This is a genomic window from Mesorhizobium sp. Cs1299R1N1, assembly GCF_037179655.1.
In the GTDB taxonomy this organism is placed as follows: Bacteria; Pseudomonadota; Alphaproteobacteria; order Rhizobiales; family Rhizobiaceae; genus Mesorhizobium; species Mesorhizobium salmacidum.
The window spans coordinates 1-20,994 of sequence record NZ_JAPYKR010000008.1; the positions used below are offsets into that span (position 1 = coordinate 1).

General features: G+C 63.2%; 21 protein-coding genes. 16 read left to right on the top strand and 5 right to left on the bottom strand.

What is annotated here, in order from left to right:
* Positions 1 to 243 (bottom strand): hypothetical protein (locus tag O7A70_RS18240; protein ID WP_337141633.1); only part of this gene is annotated, 243 nt, incomplete at its 3' end.
* Positions 244 to 285: 42 nt separating this feature from the next.
* Entirely contained in the window at positions 286 to 2,118 is a 1,833-nt protein-coding gene (locus O7A70_RS18245; RefSeq protein ID WP_337104911.1) for an ATP-binding protein, read from the bottom strand.
* A 153-nt stretch (positions 2,119 to 2,271) separates the two neighbouring features.
* Between O7A70_RS18245 and O7A70_RS18250 the strand changes: the two genes are divergently transcribed.
* The 3 genes from O7A70_RS18250 to O7A70_RS18260 all read left to right on the top strand — a co-directional run bounded on the left by O7A70_RS18250 (position 2,272) and on the right by O7A70_RS18260 (position 3,741).
* A complete protein-coding gene (locus O7A70_RS18250) occupies positions 2,272 to 2,835 on the top strand; it encodes a helix-turn-helix domain-containing protein (RefSeq protein WP_337141634.1) in 564 nt (187 codons plus the stop codon).
* A gap of 4 nt (positions 2,836 to 2,839) precedes the next feature.
* Entirely contained in the window at positions 2,840 to 3,148 is a 309-nt protein-coding gene (locus tag O7A70_RS18255; RefSeq protein ID WP_337141635.1) for a hypothetical protein, read from the top strand.
* Between the two features lie 62 nt (positions 3,149 to 3,210).
* On the top strand, positions 3,211 to 3,741 hold the full coding sequence (locus O7A70_RS18260; protein ID WP_337141636.1) for a GNAT family N-acetyltransferase: 531 nt from the start codon (positions 3,211 to 3,213) through the stop codon (positions 3,739 to 3,741).
* Between the two features lie 4 nt (positions 3,742 to 3,745).
* On the opposite strand, the gene O7A70_RS18265 is transcribed toward O7A70_RS18260, so the two are convergent.
* Complete coding sequence (locus tag O7A70_RS18265) at positions 3,746 to 4,633, bottom strand: LysR substrate-binding domain-containing protein (protein WP_337141637.1); 888 nt, start codon at positions 4,631 to 4,633, stop codon at positions 3,746 to 3,748.
* 117 nt (positions 4,634 to 4,750) lie between these two features.
* On the opposite strand from O7A70_RS18265, the gene tmpA reads away from it, so the two are divergent.
* Positions 4,751 to 5,902 carry a 2-trimethylaminoethylphosphonate dioxygenase gene (gene tmpA / locus O7A70_RS18270; protein ID WP_337141638.1) on the top strand — a complete coding sequence of 384 codons (1,152 nt, stop codon included), beginning with the start codon at positions 4,751 to 4,753 and terminating at the stop codon, positions 5,900 to 5,902.
* Positions 5,899 to 6,483 (top strand): (R)-1-hydroxy-2-trimethylaminoethylphosphonate oxygenase, encoded by a 585-nt coding sequence (tmpB, locus tag O7A70_RS18275; RefSeq protein WP_337141639.1) that lies wholly within the window; start codon positions 5,899 to 5,901, stop codon positions 6,481 to 6,483. Before tmpA ends, tmpB begins: the two co-directional genes overlap by 4 nt.
* 195 nt (positions 6,484 to 6,678) lie before the next feature.
* On the opposite strand, the gene O7A70_RS18280 is transcribed toward tmpB, so the two are convergent.
* Positions 6,679 to 8,487, bottom strand: a complete 1,809-nt coding sequence (locus O7A70_RS18280; RefSeq protein ID WP_337141640.1) for an NAD(P)/FAD-dependent oxidoreductase — start codon at positions 8,485 to 8,487, stop codon at positions 6,679 to 6,681.
* Positions 8,488 to 8,933: 446 nt separating this feature from the next.
* Here O7A70_RS18280 and O7A70_RS18285 point away from each other — a divergent pair, with 446 nt between their 5' ends.
* The 11 genes from O7A70_RS18285 (at position 8,934) to O7A70_RS18335 (ending at position 20,490) form a co-directional block, all read left to right on the top strand.
* Positions 8,934 to 10,730: an acetolactate synthase 3 large subunit gene (locus O7A70_RS18285; protein ID WP_337141641.1), complete on the top strand. Its 1,797-nt coding sequence runs from the start codon at positions 8,934 to 8,936 to the stop codon at positions 10,728 to 10,730.
* A 78-nt stretch (positions 10,731 to 10,808) separates the two neighbouring features.
* Positions 10,809 to 11,384 carry an acetolactate synthase small subunit gene (gene ilvN, locus O7A70_RS18290; RefSeq protein WP_013894763.1) on the top strand — a complete coding sequence of 192 codons (576 nt, stop codon included), beginning with the start codon at positions 10,809 to 10,811 and terminating at the stop codon, positions 11,382 to 11,384.
* A gap of 119 nt (positions 11,385 to 11,503) precedes the next feature.
* A complete protein-coding gene (locus tag O7A70_RS18295; protein WP_337141642.1) occupies positions 11,504 to 12,100 on the top strand; it encodes a LysE family translocator in 597 nt (198 codons plus the stop codon).
* 91 nt (positions 12,101 to 12,191) lie between these two features.
* Positions 12,192 to 12,482, top strand: coding sequence for a type II toxin-antitoxin system RelE/ParE family toxin (locus tag O7A70_RS18300; RefSeq protein ID WP_337141643.1), 291 nt, complete (start codon positions 12,192 to 12,194; stop codon positions 12,480 to 12,482).
* On the top strand, positions 12,479 to 12,799 hold the full coding sequence (locus tag O7A70_RS18305) for an addiction module antidote protein (protein ID WP_337141644.1): 321 nt from the start codon (positions 12,479 to 12,481) through the stop codon (positions 12,797 to 12,799). Before O7A70_RS18300 ends, O7A70_RS18305 begins: the two co-directional genes overlap by 4 nt.
* Positions 12,800 to 13,098: 299 nt before the next feature.
* On the top strand, positions 13,099 to 14,358 hold the full coding sequence (locus tag O7A70_RS18310) for an efflux RND transporter periplasmic adaptor subunit (RefSeq protein ID WP_337141645.1): 1,260 nt from the start codon (positions 13,099 to 13,101) through the stop codon (positions 14,356 to 14,358).
* On the top strand, positions 14,355 to 17,516 hold the full coding sequence (locus O7A70_RS18315; RefSeq protein ID WP_337141646.1) for an efflux RND transporter permease subunit: 3,162 nt from the start codon (positions 14,355 to 14,357) through the stop codon (positions 17,514 to 17,516). Before O7A70_RS18310 ends, O7A70_RS18315 begins: the two co-directional genes overlap by 4 nt.
* 79 nt (positions 17,517 to 17,595) lie before the next feature.
* Entirely contained in the window at positions 17,596 to 18,219 is a 624-nt protein-coding gene (gene nthA / locus O7A70_RS18320) for a nitrile hydratase subunit alpha (protein ID WP_337141647.1), read from the top strand.
* Positions 18,216 to 18,875 (top strand): nitrile hydratase subunit beta, encoded by a 660-nt coding sequence (gene nthB, locus O7A70_RS18325; protein WP_337141648.1) that lies wholly within the window; start codon positions 18,216 to 18,218, stop codon positions 18,873 to 18,875. The genes nthA and nthB overlap by 4 nt, the downstream gene beginning before the upstream one ends.
* A complete protein-coding gene (locus O7A70_RS18330) occupies positions 18,862 to 19,227 on the top strand; it encodes a nitrile hydratase accessory protein (protein WP_337141649.1) in 366 nt (121 codons plus the stop codon). Before nthB ends, O7A70_RS18330 begins: the two co-directional genes overlap by 14 nt.
* A gap of 135 nt (positions 19,228 to 19,362) precedes the next feature.
* Entirely contained in the window at positions 19,363 to 20,490 is a 1,128-nt protein-coding gene (locus tag O7A70_RS18335) for an ATP-dependent DNA helicase (RefSeq protein WP_027146532.1), read from the top strand.
* 51 nt (positions 20,491 to 20,541) lie between these two features.
* On the opposite strand, the gene O7A70_RS18340 is transcribed toward O7A70_RS18335, so the two are convergent.
* Entirely contained in the window at positions 20,542 to 20,970 is a 429-nt protein-coding gene (locus O7A70_RS18340; RefSeq protein ID WP_337141650.1) for an STAS/SEC14 domain-containing protein, read from the bottom strand.
* Between the last annotated feature and the right edge of the window lie 24 nt (positions 20,971 to 20,994).

A 20,994-nucleotide genomic window follows, 5' to 3' on the forward strand; every position in this document is an offset into this window, starting at 1 on the left:
AAACGCTCTTTGACGTATCCATGCCAATGCGAATAAGTTTATCCACGGACGGTCTCCCTTGTTGAGATCTGCAACGACCTCATTCTGGCACATTGCGATGCCGTCGGGGGCCGTCCACCCCAACACGGACTGAATGTCCGCTCCGCTCCGGTTCTCGAAAACGACACCAGCCGACTCAGCCTGACGAATTCCCTGACGGAATTTACCCAAGCTGTCCAACGAAGATGGATCGTCCGCTTGCACGGATTCTCAGGAATTTTCGTAGACGGGGCGGGGCGGTTAAGCTCAATCGTTCTGCGGACGCAGGCCGAAGGTCGCCGGCTTGAGGCCGTAGCGCGTGTCGAAATCTTCGTCCGACTGCACGCGCGCCGCCGCTGGCGGTTTGCGGTAATCGGGGTCGCCGGCCTGCCGGCCGGAATCGACCACCTCGGCGAAAGCCATTGCCTGGCTCTGCGGTTTCGGCACGTTGCGCAGCCGCTCGACGATCGCCACCAGATCGACCTCACCGGCCTTCGACGTCACTTCTTCCTCGCGCTTGGCCGTGCCGGGAAGCAGGTGAGCGGGCAATCTCTCGAACTTCAGCCGCATGGTCGTCGCCACGCCTTCGCCGAAAGCGATCGCTTCGCGCTGGCCCATGGAAGACAGGAACGCGAGCGTGGAGGCGGACGAGTCGGCGATTGCCGAGCGGATGATCGCCTGGTCCTGCTCGTTGGCGAGCCGCATGGCGAAGAAGGTCGAGCATTGCGACAGAATGGTCGGGTCCAGCTCGCCTGGGCGCTGGGTGACGACGCCGAGATAGCAGCCATATTTGCGGCCTTCCTTGGCGATGCGCGACAGCGCATGCCTGGTCGGCGCGAAGCCGAGGCGCGGATCGGCAGGCATATAGCGATGCGCTTCCTCGCATAAAAACAGGAGCTGCAGCTTGCCTTCACTCCACAAGGCGAGGTCGAAAGCCAGGCGCGCCAGCACCGAACAGACGGAATTGACCACTTCCGAGGGCATGCCGGCCATCTCGAAGCAGGTTACCGGGCGGCCATGATGCGGCACGCGGAAGATGTTGCCGATCGTCTCGTGGATGGTGTCCTCGATCAGGCGCGAATTGAACATGAAGCGGTAGCGCGGATCGGCAGCCGCCGATTCGATGCGCGTCTTCAGCGATTTGAGGGTCGGACGATCGGTCTTGCTTTCGAGCATGCCCATGCGCTCATCGATCTGCTTGAGCAGGTCGGCGATGCGGTAAGGTACCGGCGTATCGGCGGTCAGCGCATCGCTGCCGCGCCTCAGGTAGGCGCCTGAACCGGGGTTGCGATAGAGGTTCTTGGCGAGCGGAACGAGGTCGCGAAGGGCGTCGATCTCTTCCGGCACCGTTTCGCGTCCGCGAAACAGCACTTCGGCGAATTCCTCCAGCGTGAACATCCAGAACGGCAGGTCGAGCGTCTTGGAATCGACCCTTACGCAATATTCGGGCAGCGAGGCCGCGAACTCATTGTGCGGATCGAGGATCAGGATGCGCAGGTCCGGTCGCGCCGCGATCGACTTGCGCAGCAGCAGCGACACAGCGGTCGACTTGCCGACGCCGGTCGTGCCGACAATGGCGAAATGGCGCGCCAGCGTGTCGTCGATGGCGATGTTGGCGGCGATCGCCTCGTCCTGCGCCAGCGAGCCGATGGTGATGGAATGGCGGCCGGCCAGGTCATAGACCGCCTGCAGGTCGCGGGTGCGGATGCGGTGCGCGACGGCGCCGATATGCGGATAGCTGGTGATGCCGCGGTCGAAGATCGGCTTGGCGCCGGGTTCGGCGCCGTCGCGCACTTCGCCGATCAGTTCGATGCTGACCTCGATGGCGTTCTGGCCCTCATTGCTCCAGGCGCGATCCGACTTGCCGATCGCATAAACCAGGCCAACGGTGCGCGTCGTGCCCAGATTGATGGAGATCATCTTGCCCACCGTCCACAGGCCGGTGATAGCGCCGTCGACGTCGTCGGCATAGGCGCTGATGGTGGCGCGCGCGCCGTCGCATTGCACGACGTTGCCTAGGATGCGCCGATCGTTCTGCTCTGCGTTGCGGCGCTCCTGCGATGTCGGTTCTCCGACGGAAGCCTCGCGTTCGACATACATGGACAGGCCAATCCCCATTTCCCTGGAGCCGGACGCTACAGGAACGGGGTTAAGGTCGGATGAGGTCGGATGGTGTAGAGAGGATTAAGGCCTTGGTGAAAATTATCGTGAGATGGCTCTTCACTCGCGCTCTTGTTTCGTTATAATGGACGAATGGATGATATAGCGAACGACATTTCCTCGACCATCGGCAGGCGCATTCACGCCGAGAGGATGATGCGGGATTGGTCGCTGGCCGAACTCGCGGAACGGTCGGGCGTTTCCAAGGCGATGCTGAGCACGATCGAGCGCGGTATGACCAGCCCGACGGCCGCGCTTCTGGTGCGCATTGCGGCGGCCTTCGGCATGACGCTGTCGACCCTTATCGCGCGCGCGGAATTGCAAGGCGGCGGGCTGCTGCGCGCGGCCGACCAGCCGGTTTGGCGCGACCCCGATACAGGCTATGTCAGGCGGCATCTGTCGCCGGCCTGCGACATGCCGCTCGAACTGATCAAGGTCCATCTGCCGGCGGGCGCGAAAGTCAGCTTGCCCGCGGCTTCCTACGCCTTCATCAAGCAGCAGATCTGGCTGATCTCGGGACAACTCGAATTCACCGAGGGCGATCAGGTGCACAGGCTCGAGCCCGGCGACTGCCTGGCGCTCGGGGCCCCGTCGGATTGCACCTTCCATGCGCTGGGGCCGGGCGCCGACTATCTCGTCGCTCTGGTCAGGGGCTGACATCATGGCAAGACGGCCAAAGCGCTCCCACAATGGGGGGCCGCCTCTCGACGACTACAAGGGACCGCCATGGGGCAAGGGCGATCCTTACATCTTTCTGGCCTGGCAGGCGGCGCACGCCAAGGCATGGAAGGCGCCGAGCCGCGAAGTGATGCTGATGCGCATGGACAAGGCCGAACGGCTGGGCCTGACCTATGAGGAATACACGCTCGAAATCCTCGAGCGCGGTCGGCATCTCAGGGAAGAGGACACCGAACGCATCGGCGCCATCAAGGCCGCGCGCAAGCGGCGGCGTGCCAGCCATCTCGACTGACCCCAGCGCGCTACTGATCCCAGCGCTACTGATCCCAGCAAATCGTTTCCAGAGGACCAGATATGAATGCCATAGAAATCGGACCGTTGACCGCCAGCCAGGAAACACTCGCACTGCTGAAGGATCTGCTGGTCGAAACGGTTGCCGCCGGCGGATCGGTCAGTTTCATGCATCCGCTGGCGCCGGAGGCGGCAAGGGCATTCTGGGAGACGTCGCTGGCCGCGGCGGCACGAGGGCAAAGAGTGGTGCTTGGGGCATGGGACGGCGGGGCTCTGGTCGGCACCGTCACCCTGCTGCTCGACTGCCCACCCAACCAGCCGCATCGGGCCGAGATCGCCAAGCTGATGACATCAGCCGAGCAGCGGGGCAGGGGCGTCGGGACACGCCTGATGCGGGCCGCCGAACGCCTCGCGGCTGAGAAGGGGCGCACGCTGCTGGTTCTGGACACGGCGACGGAGGAGGGTGCTTCAGGACTTTATGAGAAGCTCGGCTTCACCCTGGCCGGCGAGATACCGGATTATGCGCTGAAGCCGCATGGCGGGCTGACGGGCACGCTGATCTACTGGAAGCGTATCGGCACAGCGTTGCGGTAGCCAGTCAGGTCCGCGCCTTTCCGGCAAGGCGCTTTAGCAGCCAGTGGCGGAAATCCTGCTCGGCACTGGTCAGATGCGCGGTCGACGGCTTGGTCAGAAAATGCCCCGACGTGCTGGGGAGCTCAAAATCGGAAAGCGGGACCAGCGCCCCGCCGTCGAGCGCCGCGTCGATCAAGGGACGGGACCCCAGCAGCACGCCGGCGCCGGCGCTCGCCGCCTCCATGGCGGCGACGAAACTGTCGAAGCGGTGCGACCGCTGGGGATGGCCGGCCAATCCGGCCGCCGCGAACCATTCCGCCCACATCTCGCGCGCGCCGGCCACGAGAAGCAGCGGCAGCGATGTCCAGTCGGCGGCACTGGCGAGGGCCGGACTTGCCACCGGCACAAGCCGCTCGGCGGTCAACCTCTCGGCTTCGCGTCCAGGAAAGGATCCGTTGCCGAACCGGATGTCGAGCGCCGAGCCCGGCAGATCGTAGTCGGTCGGGCGGTGGATCGTCACCAGATCGAGTTGGACGCGCGGCAGCGCCTCGGCGAGATCGGGCAGCGCCGGGACCAATGCCAGCAAGGCAAACGAGATCGGCACCCGGATCGAGACGGTCCGGACGGCGCGCGGTTCGAACAATTCCGTGGTGCTGCTGCCAATGGTGGCGAAGGCAGATTGGATGTGCGGCAGGTAGGCGGCGCCCTCGGGCGACAGCGCGACCCCACGTGCCAGCCGCGAGAACAGCCGCGTCTTCAGCCGTTCCTCGAGCAGCCGGATATGCTGGCTGACGGCCGCCTGGGTCAGGCCGAGTTCGGCTGCCGCCGCGGTGAAATTGGACAGCCGTGCCGCAGCCTCGAAACTGCGCAGCCAGTCGAGTGGAGGCAGCGTAGGGATAGCTTTCCGAGCCATTACGAAATTTCAGCCTTTGGCTAAAAAATGATAATTTGAGTTATGCCTTGGGTACGCTCAACATGCAACGAAGCCCCGGATCTGGCCGTGGGCGGATAGACACAGGACCTGATCTCCATGTTGACCCACGCGCTGATCGGCGACGAAGGCAGAACAATCGAACTTGGCTGGCAGGACGGAAGGCGCACCCGCTTTCACGCCATCTGGCTGCGCGACAATGCGCTCGACGACAAGACGCGCAGCGCCGGCAATGGCCAGCGGCTCGTCACCATCCTCGACATTCCGGCGGGCACGAGAATTGGCGCTGCTTCGTTCAAGGCCGGAGCACTGGAGATCAGCTTCGAACCGGAGGGAAAGACGGTCAGCTTTCCCGCCCAATGGCTGCGTGCAAACGCCTATGATCGCGACGAGACACGCCAGCCCGGTTGGACAGGCGATGTCATTCAGCGCTGGACCAGGGCGACGATGCAGAACTCGGTGCCGCGCGCCAGCTATCCGGCGGCCTTCCATGGCCGCGGTGTCCTGCGCGAATGGCTTTCGGCGGTGAGGACTTACGGCTTTGCGGTGATGGACGGGCTGCCGGCCGAATCCGGGGCGCTGTGCAAGGTTTCCGACCTGTTCGGCTATATCAGGGAAACCAATTACGGGCGCTGGTTCGAGGTGCGCGCCGAAGTCAATCCGAACAACCTCGCCTACACCAATCTCGGCCTGCAGGCGCATACCGACAATCCCTATCGCGATCCGGTACCGACACTGCAGATCCTGTCCTGCATCGAGAACACGGTGGAAGGCGGCGAATCCAGCGTCATCGACGGCTTTGCCGTCGCCGCTGCCTTGCAAGCGGAAAACCCCGAAGGTTTTCGGCTGTTGAGCTCCCATGCGGCGCGGTTCGAATACGCAGGTTCGTCCGGCGTGCGGCTGCAGTCCAAACGGCCGATGATCGAGCTTGGACCCGACGGCGAACTGATCTGCATCCGCTTCAATAACCGCTCGCTGGCGCCGACCGTCGACGTGCCGTTCACCGACATGGAGCGCTACTATGCCGCCTACCGCCGCTTTGCCGAGATGATCGAGGATCCATCCTTCGAAGTGACCTTCAAGCTGGAAACGGGCCAGGCCTTCATCGTCGACAACACTCGCGTCATGCATGCCCGCAAGGCGTTTTCGGGCACCGGCAAGCGCTGGCTGCAGGGATGCTACGCAGACAAGGACGGCCTTTTGTCGACGCTCGCGGCGATCGAACACGGCTTCAAGGAGGCGGCGGAATGAGTGGCCAGGATCTGAACGCGGACACCATCGTCGAGTTCATCGCCGACATCTTTGAGCGCCGGGGTGCCGAATCCTATCTCGGCGAGCCGGTGACGATGTCCGAGCACATGCTGCAGGGAGCTTGGCTGGCGGAACAGGATCGAGCGCCCGAGGTGCTGGTGGCCGCCGCGCTGCTGCACGACATCGGCCATTACACCAGTGAGTTCGGCACCTATTCGCCCGACGATGTCGAAGACAAGCACCATGATGAGGCCGGCGGCGAGGTGCTGGCGCCGTTCTTCCCGCCGGTCATCGTCGAATGCGTCCGGCTGCATGTCGCGGCCAAACGCTATCTCTGCGCCACGGATCCGACCTATTTCTCCAAGCTGTCGCCGGCTTCGGTTCACACCCTCTCGCTGCAGGGCGGACCGATGAGTGCCGACGAGGTGGCCGAGTTCCGCAAGAACCCGTTCCACGAAGAGGCGGTGCGGGTTCGCATCTGGGACGAGGGCGGCAAGGTCGCCAATATGCGGACGCGGGCGTTTCGCGACTATGTGCCGTTGCTGCAGCGCGTCGTGCACGATTTCGCCAATCGCGCCTGACCAATCACCGGGACGAGACAGCCATGTGCCTCTGCTTCGATGGCGGAAGCGCGGTAGCCCGGAGACCTACCGCGAGTGTTTGGCTGACGAGGGCGTTTCACGCCATCGCCGACCAGCGGTGAGCCCGGCGGGCTCACCGCTGTCGTTTCGTTCGGTGTCGCCGAAGGCTCACCATCGTGACGCGGGGGATACGGGCTATCCCTTGTGATGGACCTCCTGCAATCCGTAGACCGGTGTGGGCAAGCCAACCTGCCTGGCCTTCAGTTGCAGCGCCAGATATTGCGAATAGTGGCGCGACTGATGGAGGTTGCCGCCATGGAACCACAGCGCCTCCTGCTGGGTCGGCTTCCACATGTTGCGCTGCTCGCCTTCCCAGGGGCCGGGATCCTTGGCGGTGCCGGAGCCAAGGCCCCAGACCTTGCCGACCTTGTCCGCCACCTCCTGCGAGATGAGGTCCGCGGCCCAGCCGTTCATCGAGCCGTAGCCTGTGGCGTAGATCACGAGATCGGCGGGCAATTCGGTTCCATCGGCGAATTTGACCCCGGTTTGCGTCAATTCCTGAACCGCGGCGCCTGGCCCGCTCTTGAGCTTGATCGAGCCGTCGATGACAAGGTCGCAGGCGCCAACATCGATATAGTAGCCTGAACCGCGGCGCAGATATTTCATGAACAGGCCCGAGCCGTCATCGCCCCAGTCGAGCAGGAAGCCGGCCTTTTCGAGATCCGCGTAGAACTTGGCGTCGCGTTCCTTCATCTGCTGGTAAAGCGGGATCTGGAATTCGTGCAGGATGCGGTAGGGCAGGGAGGCGAAGATCAGGTCGGCCTTGCGCGTCGTCATGCCGTTCTCGACCGCCTGCTCCGAATAGAGCGCGCCGAGCCCGATATCCATAAGCGTGTCGGACTTGACGATGTGGGTGGAGGAACGCTGCACCATGGTGACGTCCGCGCCACCCTCCCAGAGAGCCGCGCAGATGTCGTGGGCGGAGTTGTTGGAGCCGATGACCACGACCTTCTTGCCGCGGTATTTGTCCGGGCCGGGATGGGTCGAGGAATGCTGCTGCTCGCCCTTGAAGATGTCCTGGCCCTTATATTTCGGCCAGTTCGCCTTGCCGGACATGCCGGTGGCCAGCACCAACTGCCTGGGTTTGAGCACGATCTCTTCGCCGTCGCGTTCGACCACGACGGTCCATTCCTTGGCCTTCTCGTCGTATTTCGCGGATTTTGCCGAGGACGAAGACCAGTAATTCAGCTCCATTACCTTCGTGTACATCTCGAGCCAGTCGCCGATCTTGTCCTTCGGCGCGAAGACCGGCCAGTTCTTGGGGAAGTCGATATATGGCAGATGGTCGTACCAGACCGGATCGTGCAGGCAGAGCGACTTGTAGCGCTTGCGCCAGGAATCGCCGGGGCGCTCGTTCTTCTCGATGATGATGGCTGGAACGCCGAGCTGGCGCAGGCGCGCGCCGAGCGCGATACCGCCCTGGCCGCCGCCGATGATCACGACATAGGGCTGCTTGCTGCGGCCGAGTTCAGCGAGTTCATCGTCACGCTCCTCGCGCCAGGATTTCCTGTCCTTGCCGTGGCCATGCTTGGCGCCGAGCGGCCGGGTGAAACCCGCCTTCTCCTCATGGCCCTTGAGTTCGGCCATGCTGGTGAGCAAGGTCCAGATCAGCTCGCCCTTGAACCGCACCATGCCGAAACCGCGCGCCACCTCGGTCTCGAAGGTGATCCAGGCGGTGGTGACGCCGTCCGCCTCGGTCGCCTCCTCGCCTTCGGCCACTTTCCAGTCGCTCGGCCGGGTCTCAGCCAGCGTTGCCTTCAGCATGTCGCGGACCTGGTCCTGGCCCTCCATCGTCCTCAGGTTCCAGGTGAAGGTGACCAGGTCGCGCCAGTAGCAATCCGCCTGGAAACAGTTGACCGCCGCGTCGATGTCGCCGGTATCCAGCGCCTTGCCAAACTTGTCGAGCAGCGCTTGCGCCTTTGTTGTGGGTGTTCTCTCGAGCATGGTTTCTCCTCCGGTTGTCGGTTTCCAAGAACGCCTGTTCAGGCTTCCACTGGAACAGCAAGCGGCCGGCCAGGACCTCCCTACCTGGGGGTGGGACTCCCGTTCGCCGGCAACGCGTCTCCTCCCAGGCACGTCGTCAGCCGGCATAGTGGTGTGTCGATGGGATGGGCTCAACTGTACTATGGTAGCGCGTAGCGAAGCCCCGTCTCACAGGCGAGTGAATTCGCATCATCCCCCATTGACGACCCCGCGAGTTCGCCTTTATGGTCCGCCACCATGAAAACGGCACTCATTCTCGTAGGAAGGCGCGTGGGCAAGGCGGTGTAACCGCCGGGCGAAGACCTCCCATGCGCACCACACAGGCTCCCTCGGGGGCCTTTTTTATTGCCTGAAACACGACTAAACGACCAGCAACGCCCAAATGGCGACAGTACGGGATCAGACCGATGAGCAATGGACAAAGTGAGCGGCGCGAAATGGCAAGTAGGGAAATGACTGGCGCCGAAATGGTGGTGCAGGCGCTGAAGGACAATGGCGTCAAGCATGTCTTCGGCTATCCGGGCGGCGCCGTTCTCCCGATCTATGACGAGATTTTCCAGCAGGACGAGGTCGAGCACATTCTCGTGCGGCACGAACAGGGCGCCGGCCACGCCGCCGAGGGCTATGCGCGGTCGACCGGCAAGGCCGGCGTCATGCTGGTGACATCAGGCCCTGGCGCCACCAATGCGGTGACGCCGCTGCAGGACGCGCTGATGGACTCGATCCCGCTGGTCTGCCTGACCGGCCAGGTGCCGACTTCGCTGATCGGCTCCGACGCGTTCCAGGAATGCGACACGGTCGGCATCACGCGGCCCTGCACCAAGCACAACTGGCTGGTGAAGGACGTCAACGAACTCGCCGCGACCATCCACGAGGCCTTCCATGTCGCCACGACCGGTCGGCCGGGTCCGGTCGTGGTCGACATCCCGAAGGACGTGCAGTTCGCCAAGGGCTTTTATGTCCCGCCGCAGATCGCGCCGCGCACCAGCTACCAGCCGAAGGTCCAGGGCGACCTGGAGAAGATCAAGGCCGCGGTCGAACTGATGGCCACCGCCAGGAAGCCGGTCATCTATTCGGGTGGCGGCGTCATCAATTCCGGCGCGGAAGCGAGCCATCTCCTGCGCGAACTGGTGGACCTGACAGGTTTCCCGATCACCTCGACGCTGATGGGTCTCGGCGCCTATCCGGCTTCGGGCAAGAACTGGCTGGGCATGCTGGGCATGCACGGCACCTACGAAGCCAACATGGCCATGCATGATTGCGACGTGATGCTCTGCATCGGCGCGCGTTTCGACGACCGTATCACCGGCAGGCTGAATGCCTTCTCGCCGAATTCGCGAAAAATCCATATCGATATCGATCCGTCCTCGATCAACAAGAACGTCCACACCGAAGTGCCTATCATCGGCGATGTCGGCCGGGTGCTGGAAGACATGGTGCGGCTGTGGCGGGCAACCGCCAAGACCGACAAGAAGGCGCTCTATCCCTGGTGGGAGCAGATTGCCAAATGGCGCGCGCGCGATTCACTCGCCTTCAAGATGAACAACGACGTGATCATGCCGCAATACGCCATCCAGCGGCTCTATGAACTGACCAAGAACATGGATACCTACATCACCACCGAGGTCGGCCAGCATCAGATGTGGGCGGCGCAGCACTATCATTTCGAGAAGCCGAACCGCTGGATGACGTCGGGCGGGCTCGGCACGATGGGTTACGGCCTGCCGGCGGCACTCGGCGTGCAGATCGCGCATCCCGATGCACTGGTCGTCGACATTGCCGGCGACGCCTCGGTGCAGATGACGATGCAGGAGATGAGTGCCGCCGTGCAGCACGACGCACCGATCAAGATTTTCATCCTGAACAACCAGTATATGGGCATGGTGCGGCAGTGGCAGCAGCTGCTGCACGGCAACCGGCTGTCGCATTCCTATACCGAGGCGATGCCGGACTTCGTCAAGCTGGCCGAGGCCTATGGCGGCCACGGCATTCGCTGCGACAAGCCCGACGAACTGGACGACGCGATCAAGGAGATGATCTCGGTCAGGAAGCCGGTGCTGTTCGACTGCCGCGTGGCGACACTCGCCAACTGCTTCCCGATGATCCCTTCGGGCAAGGCGCACAACGAGATGCTTTTGCCCGACGAGGCGACCGACGAGGCCGTGGCCAATGCCATCGACGCCAAGGGCCGGGAACTGGTGTAGACGACGAGCCAAGGCAGGGCTTGTCAAAAAAAGCCGTGCGAAAACAGATAATTAGATCCAGAATTTGAGAATCATGTCATGAACGCACAGCACCTTCAACCCACCGGTTCCGCCTACTTCATCGCCAAGGAAACGGAACGGCCGGAAAACCACACGCTTTCCGTGCTGGTCGACAACGAACCGGGCGTGCTCGCCCGGGTCATCGGCCTGTTTTCCGGGCGTGGCTACAACATCGAGAGCCTGACCGTCTCGGAGACCGAGCATGAAAAACACCTGTCGCGCATCACTATCGTGACGCGCGGCACGCCGCATGTGCTGGAGCAGATCAAGCATCAGCTCGAGCGCATCGTGCCGGTGCACCGCGTGGTCGATCTCACCGTGCGTTCGCACGAGTTCGGGCAGGAGCGGCCGCTGGAGCGGGAACTGGCGCTGGTCAAGGTTGCCGGCACCGGCGAGGCCCGGGTCGAGGCGCTGCGCCTCGCCGACGCCTTCCGCGCCAGCGTCATCGACGCCAACACCGAGCATTTCATCTTCGAGATCACCGGCAAGGGGTCCAAGCTCGACCAGTTCATAGCCATCATGAAGCCGCTCGGCCTTGTCGAGATCTGCCGTACCGGCGTGGCGGCGATGAACCGCGGCCCGCAGGGGATGTAGGCCGACTTAATCCATCCGAATTTTCCACGAGTGTAGGTCTGGCGTGACCGACGGTCGGCATTGGCTTTTGTGCAGCCGTCGGAAAGAGACAATAGTACTGACATATCTGGGAGGATATCATGTCCCTCGACGCATTCCTCGCACTGCTTGTCTACGCCTTCGTGACCTCGATCACGCCAGGGCCGAACAACCTTATGCTTCTGGCATCAGGCGTGAATTTTGGACTGGTCAGAAGCGTGCCGCACATGCTGGGCATCAGTATCGGGTTTCTTGTGCTGCTCCTGGCCGTCGGGCTCGGCCTGGGGGCGGTGCTGACCGCGTTTCCCGCGCTTCACACCGGGCTGAAGATCGCCGGTGCCGTCTATCTGCTCTACCTTGCCTGGAAGATCGCCATGTCGCGCTCGCTCAGCGGCAAAGGCGAGAGGGATGCGCGGCCGATGCGGTTCATCGATGCAGCGGCTTTCCAATGGGTCAATCCCAAGGCCTGGGTGATGGCCATCACCGCGATGGCCGTCTACACCAATCCGGAACGACCATTCCTGTCCGTCATTCTGATTGGTGTGGCTTTCACCGTGGTCAACCTTCCCAGCGTCTCGGTTTGGGCTGGATTCGGCACAGCGTTGCGCGGTTTCCTTTCGGATCCGGTGCGGCTGAAGTGGTTCAATATCGCCATGGGCGCGCTGCTGGCGGCGACGCTTTGGCCGATGTTACGATAAGTTAAAGCCTTCAAAGCGCGGCACGCGCATTCTGTAAATTCTGGTTCACATCTGCTTTGACTATTTGTGAACTGTGGATTACAAGCGATCCATGATGGAAGTCCGGAAAACAGCCGAATTCGTCGGCTGGTTCAAGTCCCTCAAGGATCTCCGCGCCAAGGCTCGCATTCAGATTCGGATCGATCGCGTCGAGCTTGGCAACCTTGGCGATGCCAAGTTTTTCGATGGCATCGGCGAATTGCGGGTCGACTATGGTCCGGGCTATCGCATCTATTTCGTCAAGGCGAGCAACACGATCATCATCCTGCTCTGCGGCGGCGACAAGTCATCACAAAAGGCCGACATCAGGAAAGCCATTGGCATGGCGAAGGAGGTCAAATGACCATCGAAACCACCAAATGGGACGCTTCAGAATTCCTCGACGGCGAGGAGGCAATCTTAGCCTATATCGAAGCTGCCTTCGAAGACGGCGATCCCGCCCTTATCACCCATGCGCTCGGCAACGTGGCCAGGGCTCGCGGCATGACATCCATTGCCAAGGACGCCGGCGTGACGCGCGAGGCGCTGTACAAGGCTCTAAGCGACAAGGGCGATCCCAAGCTTTCAACCCTGCTCGGCGTCATGAAGGCGCTCGGGCTCAGATTGACGGCCGAGCCCGCACCAAGGGACAATCCTGCCGAGGCACACCTCGCAGGCTAACTCGCCACAAAAGCGATGCAACCACGTGGCGTCTGCTGGCTTCGACGGGGTGGCTCGCCCAGCAACTCACGGCGGCCGGACGAAGTGCGTGATCTCGTCTCCCAACGCTGAACGTGTCCTGTTAGCCCGGCTGCACAGCTATTGTGCAGTGCACATTAAATCTTCGTAATGCCGTGTTTTGGCCCTTTTCCGACAAACCCGCGTCCTATCTATTCGGCGAAATCGCGGCAATGAGCCGTGAATTGCGCTAGAATACGACCACCTGGCTATGGCGTGTCGAACGGAGAGGTCTTTTGTCGATGCGTGGAAAAGTCATTCTGTCGTTGCTGGCGGTCGCCTGTGCGGGTGCGGCCTGGCTCTATCTGTCGCCGGACGCGCTGAACAAGGCTCAGCAGATCATCGGCACAAAGCAGGTCGCCGCGACAGACAAGCCGGAGGCCGACAAGGCGGCAGGCGGCAAACAGGCCGGTGGCGGCAACGGCGCCCGTTCGGCCTCTATCGTTTCGGCGACGGCAACGTCGGCTGACTTTCCGGTCCGCCGCTATGCCATCGGCTTCGTTTCCTCTCCTGCGGTGGTCAACATCAACGCGCGTGTCTCCAGCCAGATCGTGTCGATCGACGTCAAGGACGGGCAGATGGTGAAGGCAGGCGACCTCCTGTTCTCGCTCGACGACCGGGCGCTGAAGGCGCAACTCGCCAAGGACCAGGCAGCGCTTGCCAAGGACCAGGCCCTGCTTGCCAGCTCGAATTCCGATCTTCAGCGCGCCAAGGACCTTGTCGCCAAGCAGGCCGGTACGCAGCAGACCTACGACCAGGCCGTTGCCGCGCAGAAGGCGGCGGCGGCCACCGTCGATGCCGACAAGGCGACGATCGACGCGGACAATGTCCAGCTCGGCTTTGCCGCCATCGCCGCGCCGATCGCCGGCAGGCTGGGTGCGGTGAATGTCGCCGTCGGCGACCTCGTGACCGTCAGCAACGGTAACAGCAGCACGGCGACGCCACTGGTGACCATCACCCAAATGGACCCCTTGCAGGTCAACTTCAATCTGCCGGAAAGCAACCTTGCGCTGCTGCACAAGGCGCTTGCCAATCCACAGCAGAACGCCGTGACGTTGACCCAAAGCGGCGACCCGACGCCGATCGGCAAGGGTACGCTCGATTTCGTCGATTCCAGCGTCGACACCGCGTCGGGCACGATCGCCACACGGGCAAGCATTCCCAATACCGATCTTTCTTTGTGGCCCGGCCAGTATGTGAATGTCGTCCTTGACGCCGGCATCATGCCGCAGATGACCTCGGTTCCGACCGTCGCGGTCCAGCCCAGCCAGAAGGGACCGTTCGTCTATGTGGTCAAGCCGGACAACACCGTCGAGATGCGGCCAGTGCAGGTGGCGCTGACCGAAGGCCAAAACAGCGCCATCAGCCAGGGGCTGAAAAGCGGCGAGAAGGTTGTCACCGAAGGCCAGACAAAGCTGAAGGACGGCGCCGCGGTGCATGAAGGCAAGGAAGCCGCGCCCAAGGTTGCCCAGGCGAACAACGCCGGCGAGGCAGGCCAATGATCTCCGAATTCTGCATCCGCAGGCCAGTCGCCACCCTTCTGATGTCGTTCGCCCTCGTGCTGGGCGGGCTGTTCGCGTACAAATTCCTGCCGGTCGCCGCATTGCCGAGCGCCGAATTTCCGGTGGTCAACGTCTCGGCCTCACTGCCTGGCGCGTCGCCGGAAACCATGGCCACATCGGTGGCGACGCCGCTGATCAAGCAGTTCGCCACCATCGCCGGCATCGATTCCATCTCGACCACCAACGCGCTCGGCCAGACCTCGATCGCCATCCAATTCGTCCTCAACCGGAATATCGATGCGGCCGCGGCCGACGTGCAAGCCGCGATCGCGCGCACCCAGAAATCACTGCCGCCGCAGATGACGTCGCCACCGAGCTATCGGAAGGTCAATCCGGCCGATGCGCCGATCCTTTTGATGTCGCTGGTCAGCGATACGGTTCCGCTGACCGACCTCGATGCCTTTGCCGAAAACGTCATCTCGCCGTCGCTGTCGACCATCGACGGCGTCGCGCAGGTGTCGATCTTCGGCCAGCAGAAATACGCGGTGCGCATCCAGATCGATCCGACCGCGCTTGCCGCGCGGGGCATTTCTATCGATCAGCTGCAAGCGGCCGTGGCTTCGGCCAACAGCAACACGCCGCTCGGCGTGCTGCAGAACAACAAGCAGCAGCTGACCATCACCGCCAACACGCAGCTTACCGATGCGGCCGGCTTCTCCAACCTCATCATCGCCACCAAGAACGGTCATCCGGTGCGGCTGGGCGAGGTGACCCGTGTCGTCGATTCGGTGCAGACGACCACGACCGCGAGCTGGTACGACGGTACCCGCGCGATCATCATGGCCGTGCAGCGCCAGCCCGACGCCAACACGGTCGATGTCGTCGACAAGGTCAAGGCTATGCTGCCGTCCTTCAAGGACCAGATGCCGGCCGCCGCCCAGATCAAGCTGCTCAACGACCGCTCGAGCTCGATCCGCCAGGCCGTCGACGACGTGCAGTTCACGCTGCTGTTGACCATCGCGCTGGTGGTCCTGGTGATCTTCGTGTTCCTGCGCCGGGTGACGGCGACCATCATCCCGGCCGTGGCGGTGCCGATCTCGCTGATCGCCACGCTCGGCGCGATGTTCCTGTTCGGCTTTTCCATCGACAACATCTCGCTGATGGGTCTGACGCTCGCCGTCGGCCTCGTCGTCGACGATGCCATCGTGATGCTCGAAAACATCTTCCGCCACATGGAAGAGGACGGGCTGTCGGCCTTCGATGCGTCGCTGAAGGGCGCGCGCGAGATCGGCTTCACCATCATCTCGATCTCAATCTCGCTGGTGGCGGTGTTCATCCCGGTGCTCCTGATGGGCGGCGTCATCGGACGCATCTTCAACGAGTTCGCCGTCGTGGTGACCGTCGCCATCCTGGCTTCGATGTTCGTGTCGCTGACGCTGACGCCCATGCTGTGCTCGCGGCTGCTGTCGGTGACCAAGGCCGACCGCGAGGCGCACGGCGCCGGCCACAAGCGCGATTTCATCACGCGCGGCTATGACTGGATCCTGAACTTCTGCCTGCGGCACACCTTCCTGGTGTTCCTCGTCTTCATCGGCACCGCGGCAGCCTCGGTGTGGCTGATCGAGGTCTCGCCGAAGGGCTTCTTCCCGCAGGAGGATATCGGCCAGATTTCGGTGACCACGATCGCGCGCCAGGACATTTCGTTCGACGCCATGGCCAAGCTGCAAGGGCAGGTGGCCAGCGTGTTCTCGAAGTCGCCCTATGTCGACCATGTGGCGTGGTCGGCGGGCAGTGGCAACAATGCCCTCAACCAGGGGCAGCTCTTCGTCCAGCTCAAGGGCAAGGACCAGCGTCCCGATATCGAGAAGGTGCTTTCGGACCTGCGCAAGCAACTGGCCGGCGTGGCGGGCATCGAGACCTACATGCAGCCGGTGCAGAATCTGCGGCTCGGTTCCAGGTCGTCGGCCAGCGCCTACCAGCTCGTGGTTCAGGGCCTCGATACCGGACAGACCGATATCTGGGCGCAGAAGATGAATGACGCAATGGCGGCCGACCACGCGACCTTCGCCGATGTCACCAGCGACCTGCAGAACAATGCGTTGCAGGCGTCGCTGGTGGTGGATCGCGACAAGGCCGCGCAGCTCGGCATCGATACCGACACGCTGCGCTCGGCGCTTTATGGCGGATTCGGCACCGACCAGGTTTCAACGATCTTCGGCTCGGCCGACAGCTACGAAGTCATCACCGAACTCGATCCCAAGATCGAATGGTCGCCGGAGCGGATGCTCGCCATCCAGATGCGGACGGCGAGCGGCAGCCTGGTGCCGCTCGGCGCCTTCGCCCGGGTCGACCGCACGGCCGGCGCCTTGACGGTCAATCAGCTCGGCCAGCTCCCGGCCGTGACCATCTCCTACAACCTGCCGCAGGGCGTGGCGCTGGGCGACAGTGTGAAACGCATCGACGCGCTGAAAGAGCAGATCGGCATGCCGACGGCGATCTCCACGACCTTCGCCGGCACGGCCAAGACCTTCCAGGATTCGCTCGCCAACCAGGGCCTGCTGGTCGGCGGCGCCATCCTGACCATCTATATCGTGCTCGGCATTCTGTATGAGAGCTTCATCCACCCGCTCACCATCTTGACGGGCCTGCCGTCGGCTGTGCTCGGGGCGGTTGTCGCCTTGCGCTTCGCCGGCATGGATCTGTCCGTCATCGCGGTGATCGGCATCCTGATGCTGATCGGCATCGTCAAGAAGAACGGCATCATGATGGTCGATGTCGCGCTTGAACTGCGACGAGAAGGCATGTCGGCCACCGACTCCATCCACAAGGCCTGCCTGATGCGGTTCAGGCCGATCATGATGACGACGCTGGCAGCACTGATGGGCACGTTCCCGATCGCGCTCGGCACCGGCGCCAGCGCGGAACTTCGCCAGCCGCTGGGCGTAGCCGTCGTCGGCGGCTTGCTCGCTTCGCAAGCGCTGACCTTATTCGTGACGCCGGTGATCTATGTCTACATGGAGAATTTCTCGGGCTGGCTGGTCGGGCTCATGCCGAAGCGCAAGGCCGAGTTGCACCTGGTCGAAGAGGGCGATCAGCCTTCGCTGTTCGGCACCAATGACGACATCCCGGGCGAACCGCAGAAGACGGCCGCCGAGTAGCAGGCGGACAAAGCCCCGGTCCCTGTTGGCCCAAGCCATGGAGCTTGCGGCCGGCGGGCCGGAACCGTAATTTGCGGCCATGTCCCACGATCATGATCACGACAACGAACTCGATCCGTTTGCCGCGCGGGTGCGGGCGCTGGGAACCATCCTGACCCGCAAGGGGCTGATCGATCCGGCCGCGATCGACGTCATCGTCGATACCTACGAGACGAAGATCGGCCCGCGCAACGGCGCCAGGGTGGTGGCCAAGGCCTGGAGCGATCCCGCTTTTGCCGAGTGGCTGAAGCGCGACGCGACGCGGGCGATCGGGTCGCTGAGCTATACCGGCCGCCAAGGCGAGCACATGCAGGCGGTGTTCAACACCGGGGACACCCACAACCTCGTCGTCTGCACGCTGTGTTCCTGTTATCCTTGGTCGGTGCTCGGCTTGCCGCCGGTGTGGTACAAGGCGCCGCCCTATCGGTCGCGCGCGGTGATCGATCCGCGCGGCGTGCTCGAGGAATTCGGGCTGGTGCTGCCGGCCGGGACGAAGATACGCGTCTGGGATTCGACCGCCGAGCTGCGCTATCTCGTCGTGCCGATGCGACCTGAGGGCACCGAAGGCTGGAGCGAGGAGCGGCTGGCGGAACTGGTGAGCCGCGATGCGATGATCGGGACGGCTCTGGCCCAAAAGAACGGTATAAAGGGTGAGCCGGCATGAACGGCCCCCAGGATCTCGGCGGACAGATGGGATTCGGCCCGGTCGCCCCCGAAAAGGATGAACCCTATTTCCACGCTGACTGGGAGCGGCGGGCGCTTGGTGTGACGCTCTGCGCCGGCGGCATGGGTGCCTGGAACATCGACGAGAGCCGGCACGCGCGGGAATCGCTGCATCCGGCCGACTATTATGGCTCCAGCTATTATCAGATCTGGATCAAGGCACTGGAGATCCTGCTCAAGCGGCACGGCTTCGTCAGCGAACGCGACCTCGGGGCAGGCGAGGCGATCGACCCGGCGGCGACCCCGAAACGGGTGCTGAAGGCGGAAAACGTTCCGGCCGTGCTGGCCAAGGGCGGTCCTTGTGATCGGCCGGTCGAGACAGCGCCGCGCTTCAAGGCTGGTGATTCGGTGCGGACCAAAAACTTCAATCCGACCGGCCATACCAGGCTGCCGCGCTATGCGCGCGACAAGCAGGGCACGATCGAAGCGGTGCGCGACGGCTTCGTCTTTCCCGACAGCAACGCGCATGGGCAGGGCGAGAATCCGCAATGGGTCTATACCGTGGTCTTCGATGGCACGGAAATCTGGGGCGAGGGCGCCGACCCGACACTGACCGTCTCGATCGACGCCTGGGAGAGTTATCTTGAGCCGGGCTGAAGTGAAGGGGCCTGCCGCCGGTTTGCCCGCCGGGCTCGACGCACCGGTTTTCGCCGAGCCATGGCAGGCCGAAGCCTTCGCCATGACGGTGGCGCTGCACGACAAGGGCCTGTTTTCGTGGAGCGAGTGGGCGGATGCCCTGTCGGCCGAGGTGAAGAAGCCAGGTGCCGCGGCGGACGGCCATGATTACTACGAGCATTGGCTGGCGGCGCTTGAAACCCTGCTTGCTTCCAAGGGGCTGGCCGCCAAGCCTGATGTCGATGCGATGGCGCGGGCCTGGGAGCGCGCCGCGCACGCCACGCCGCATGGCAAGCCGATCCTGCTGGAGAACGACCCGGGCGCTGTCAACTGAATGCAGGCTGTTTCGTTCCCTTTACGTTCTTGGTTGCGGCTGATAGCCTGAACCGTAGGGGAGTTCGCCACCGGCTGTGTCGATGCTGGTGGCGGCTATCTTGTCTTTGCCTCGCGAATCCGGTCACACGATCAGATGGAATTTTCACCCCAACAGGATGAGGCGCTGCAAGCGGTCGCCCGCTGGCTGAAGACCGGCAAGCCGCAGCTGTTCCGGCTGTTCGGCTATGCCGGCACCGGCAAGACGACGCTGGCGCGCTATTTCGCCGAACATGTCGACGGCCAGGTGCAGTTCGCCGCCTTCACCGGCAAGGCGGCCCAGGTGCTGCGCTCCAAGGGGGCGGTCAACGCCCGCACCATCCATTCGCTGATCTACCGGCCCAAGGGCGAGGAATCGGTGGCTGACGAGGTGACCGGCAAGACGTCGATGTCGCCGACCTTTTCGCTCAACCGGCAAAGCCCGATCTCGCGCGCGAAACTGGTCGTCATCGACGAATGCTCGATGGTCGACGAACAGCTCGGCCGCGACCTGATGAGTTTCGGCACGCCGATCCTGGTGCTGGGCGATCCCGGCCAGTTGCCGCCGATCTCCGGCGGCGGCTTCTTCACCGATCACGAGCCCGACTTTCTGCTGACCGAGATCCACCGGCAGGCGCGCGACAATCCGATCCTGCGGCTGGCGCTCGACGTGCGCGAGGGCCGCGAATTCATGCGCGGAGACTATGGCAGCGCGCAGGTGATCGGCAAGGAAGACGTCAACCAGGAACTGGTGCTCAGGGCGGACCAAGTGCTGGTCGGCACCAACCGGACGCGGCGGCGCTATAACCAGCGCCTGCGCGAGTTGAAGGGCTTCAATGCGGATTACCCACAAGCGGGCGACAAGCTGGTGTGCCTGCGCAACGACCCAGCCAAAGGCCTGCTCAACGGCTCGCTGTGGAAGGTGATGACCTCGTCGCGCGAGACGGTGAAGCCCGGCATCAACCTTCTGGTGTCGCCTGAAGAGGACGATCCGGATCGTGGCGTCGCCAAGATCAAGCTGCTCAAGGCGGCGTTCGAGGATCCGGACGCCGAAATCCCCTGGCAGCAGAAGAAGCGCTTCGACGATTTCGACTATGGCTATGCGCTGACCGTGCACAAGGCGCAAGGTTCGCAGTGGAACGAAATCGTGCTGTTCGACGAAAGCTGGGCCTTCAAGGAAACGCGCCAGCGCTGGCTTTACACAGCCATCACCCGGGCCGCTGAACGACTGACGATCGTCAGATAGAACGGATTGGCGTCAGATAGAAGGGGGTCGGCGGGTAGGCGGAAAACCGTTTCATCCTCTTTCTGGAGCGGCCGTGGCCTCCTGGCCCGTCGGTCGCGCCCCGAGCCATTCCCAGGCTGCAGCTTCGTCCTCGATCTTGAAATGCCTGAATTCGACGGGCGACGCAGCGGGCAAGGCGCGTCGTGCGTTGGGCGTCCAGTCAGGCGCGCCGATCGCCGCGCAACGGCCAATATGTTCCAATGCGTGGACGGCACCCTTCTTGATGGTCTCATCGGAGATGTCGGCCCAGTCGACGCCCTCGTGATCGACTATGCGCACGGCCACGTCGATTCTCTGATGGAGCAGATAGGCCGCCTCGAGCAGGCCGAACAGGTTCTCGGCATCGGCAGCCGAGACATGGCCGACCACATCGATGGCAAAGAGGTCGTCGCGGCTGGTCTCGATGCGGCGGATCGCCGGCACGGATTGGAGGAAATTCAAGGCGGTGCCTCCCTTTCGTGGAGG

What these genes read in the sequence shown, in the direction of transcription:
- O7A70_RS18245 (WP_337104911.1), bottom strand. Translation starts at nt 2,118, where the DNA reads ATGTATGTCGAACGCGAGGCTTCCGTCGGAGAACCGACATCGCAGGAG.
- O7A70_RS18250 (WP_337141634.1), top strand. Translation starts at nt 2,272, where the DNA reads ATGGATGATATAGCGAACGACATTTCCTCGACCATCGGCAGGCGCATT.
- O7A70_RS18255 (WP_337141635.1), top strand. Translation starts at nt 2,840, where the DNA reads ATGGCAAGACGGCCAAAGCGCTCCCACAATGGGGGGCCGCCTCTCGAC.
- O7A70_RS18260 (WP_337141636.1), top strand. Translation starts at nt 3,211, where the DNA reads ATGAATGCCATAGAAATCGGACCGTTGACCGCCAGCCAGGAAACACTC.
- O7A70_RS18265 (WP_337141637.1), bottom strand. Translation starts at nt 4,633, where the DNA reads ATGGCTCGGAAAGCTATCCCTACGCTGCCTCCACTCGACTGGCTGCGC.
- tmpA (WP_337141638.1), top strand. Translation starts at nt 4,751, where the DNA reads ATGTTGACCCACGCGCTGATCGGCGACGAAGGCAGAACAATCGAACTT.
- tmpB (WP_337141639.1), top strand. Translation starts at nt 5,899, where the DNA reads ATGAGTGGCCAGGATCTGAACGCGGACACCATCGTCGAGTTCATCGCC.
- O7A70_RS18280 (WP_337141640.1), bottom strand. Translation starts at nt 8,487, where the DNA reads ATGCTCGAGAGAACACCCACAACAAAGGCGCAAGCGCTGCTCGACAAG.
- O7A70_RS18285 (WP_337141641.1), top strand. Translation starts at nt 8,934, where the DNA reads ATGAGCAATGGACAAAGTGAGCGGCGCGAAATGGCAAGTAGGGAAATG.
- ilvN (WP_013894763.1), top strand. Translation starts at nt 10,809, where the DNA reads ATGAACGCACAGCACCTTCAACCCACCGGTTCCGCCTACTTCATCGCC.
- O7A70_RS18295 (WP_337141642.1), top strand. Translation starts at nt 11,504, where the DNA reads ATGTCCCTCGACGCATTCCTCGCACTGCTTGTCTACGCCTTCGTGACC.
- O7A70_RS18300 (WP_337141643.1), top strand. Translation starts at nt 12,192, where the DNA reads ATGATGGAAGTCCGGAAAACAGCCGAATTCGTCGGCTGGTTCAAGTCC.
- O7A70_RS18305 (WP_337141644.1), top strand. Translation starts at nt 12,479, where the DNA reads ATGACCATCGAAACCACCAAATGGGACGCTTCAGAATTCCTCGACGGC.
- O7A70_RS18310 (WP_337141645.1), top strand. Translation starts at nt 13,099, where the DNA reads ATGCGTGGAAAAGTCATTCTGTCGTTGCTGGCGGTCGCCTGTGCGGGT.
- O7A70_RS18315 (WP_337141646.1), top strand. Translation starts at nt 14,355, where the DNA reads ATGATCTCCGAATTCTGCATCCGCAGGCCAGTCGCCACCCTTCTGATG.
- nthA (WP_337141647.1), top strand. Translation starts at nt 17,596, where the DNA reads ATGTCCCACGATCATGATCACGACAACGAACTCGATCCGTTTGCCGCG.
- nthB (WP_337141648.1), top strand. Translation starts at nt 18,216, where the DNA reads ATGAACGGCCCCCAGGATCTCGGCGGACAGATGGGATTCGGCCCGGTC.
- O7A70_RS18335 (WP_027146532.1), top strand. Translation starts at nt 19,363, where the DNA reads ATGGAATTTTCACCCCAACAGGATGAGGCGCTGCAAGCGGTCGCCCGC.